Origin of the sequence: Rhodothermus profundi, assembly GCF_900142415.1 — a bacterium.
GTDB classification, from domain to species: Bacteria; Bacteroidota; Rhodothermia; order Rhodothermales; family Rhodothermaceae; genus Rhodothermus; species Rhodothermus profundi.
The window spans coordinates 1-2148 of sequence record NZ_FRAU01000018.1 but is presented as its reverse complement, the minus strand read 5'-3'; the positions used below and the strand labels follow the sequence as shown (position 1 = coordinate 2148).

2 protein-coding genes are annotated in these 2148 nt (G+C 42.9%); one reads left to right on the top strand and one right to left on the bottom strand.

Annotated features, from left to right (window positions below; all coding sequences use genetic code 11):
• A partial coding sequence (locus tag BUA15_RS13800) for a hypothetical protein (RefSeq protein WP_218587583.1) occupies positions 1–443 on the top strand: 443 nt, incomplete at its 5' end.
• A 1216-nt stretch (positions 444–1659) separates the two neighbouring features.
• Here the strand turns inward: BUA15_RS13800 and BUA15_RS13495 are convergent.
• Positions 1660–1944 (bottom strand): protein kinase family protein, encoded by a 285-nt coding sequence (locus tag BUA15_RS13495; RefSeq protein ID WP_072716516.1) that lies wholly within the window; start codon positions 1942–1944, stop codon positions 1660–1662.
• Between the last annotated feature and the right edge of the window lie 204 nt (positions 1945–2148).

The window sequence follows — 2148 nt, the reverse complement described above, 5'->3', positions numbered from 1 at the left end:
CGGTGGTTCGGGAGTTGTTGGAGAAGTCAGGTAGTGGTGGGATGGCGCGTTGGGGTATTCTGGGTGGTAGGGGATGGATTCGGCTGGCGCAGCAGGGCCTGTGTGAGCCGGTCACGATGCCTCAATTTGGGGACTATTGGACGGGGGTGGAGTTGGGGGCGGTTATGATGGGGACCTGCATAGGGGGAGACTTTGTGGCCTTTATCAGGCGGCTTACTAATCCATGGGTACTTTTGGGTACCTGTGTTGGAGGAGCAATTGTTGCCGGCACTTTATACATGGCAGAGGCCTATACTGATTATCATACAGATCTGGCTAAATGGTGCAGAGAGAATTATATTAATTGTAAAGATCAGGAATGCCTGTGCGGATTTTATAAAGCCAGAAACAACGGAATAGCAGGTTATGCAGCGCATTATATCATCAAAATATCCTGTCACTAGAGTGTTTATAGGATGGTTGTTTATAACTCTTATATTTGGAGGGTATCGTAGTATTAGCATTGATGTAGATTTATTTAGTATGGATAACATTGTGATAAGTTTATCTTTTTCTGCATACATTTTTTCAATGTTAATAATAATGATATATATAGGATCTTTATGTATAAATTCCTCAGAACCACTTTTGTTGTCTTCTTTCTATATAGCAGGGTTTTTTTACATTTGTCACTCAGCTACCTTTAACGGGGAGATATTTTTTTGATGAAGATTTTGTATTAGGTGATTATCTGAAATTTATATTTTATGTCTTTCTAACTTTATATGTTATTGCATTATCAGTTTTATATTTTTTGAAAAAGAAGAAGGCATCGTTACCGAGGTGCCAATGAAGTAACAGATTGTTCCGTGCGTTTGAGGCGAGTTTGTGACCGTTGCTGAGAGAGACAAACGGAGAGGTTAGATTTGGTTGGTGCAGCAGAATGCGACGTGTGAGCTCAACAGCATGCCGCAGATTGGAGATTATCGGGCCGTGGAGGGGGCGCTCGCGGCGATACTTACAGGAGCATGGGAAGGCTGTGGATTAGGAGCGGCTTTAGGAGGACTCCCTGGTTGCTTAGTTTATATGCCAATAGGTATGGGAATACGCGGTCTAATCTTTGCCTTGGAAACAAAACAAGAATACAATGTAGATATCACTCGATGGTGTCGCCAAAATCTTACGAATTGCCGAAATAATGAATATTACCTTCGAGCCTGCAATGAGTTAATCAATGCTGAATAATGAAATAACATAGCTATAAAATCATGACAAAACTACGTGCTTTTATCTTTTCCCTTCAAGAGAAAAAGCCTGCTACCTGAGTCTTCCTTATATGGGGATGGCTAACGATTTTTTTCTTCATTAGTCGGCTTGTTTATTATTCCGAAAAGCCTCTGGCTGAGATTCTCTACAGTGCGATTGGTAGCGCCACCTTTGGCGTTGTCGGCATCCTGGCAGCCAAAGCCTACTTAGAGCTCGTTCAAAGAGAACGTCGACAAAACCCAAAAACAAAGGTTGCGCTGCATCTTGCCTTTGCTACCCTGCTGGCAGGGATTGCACTTTTCCGATTAACCTTCGATGAGCTATCAGATATATCGATCCATACTGGCACGGATTTGATCATTGTGTTCCTTGTTATTATCATTATCCTATATGCTTCGTATGGATTTCTTAGTTTTATGTGGTGCGCAGGGCGACACAGGAAAAATAAAAATCCATTCTTTCCTGAAACGGAATAGCCAGGAGCAGCGTCCCCTGGCGACGGTACCTGATTTTCGTTGCCGCAGAAAAGTCTGTTTTCTTTCTTTGAGAAGGCATGGGAAGGCTGTGGATCAGGAGCAGGGTTTTTAAGCGGCCTGGTGGTTCTATAACCGGCTGCATAATCGGTGTGGAAGCCGGCTTACTGACCGGACTCTTTGTGGGGACTTTTGCCTGGAAACGGAGATTGGAGGCCGCATCCATCGGCTGGTGTGAACGAAATCGTGATGTTTGTGAAAGGATGGAAGCATATCAATCTTTCTGTGACGAAGTAACTAAACCTCAATGATTAGTCATGCGCAGAAGAACTCTAGTTTTCTCCAATAGATATGTGCTTCGCATTACTCTGGTATTTATTCTCATTGCAGGAATCTATGGAATGCTTAATGGTTTATTGTATGAGGATAG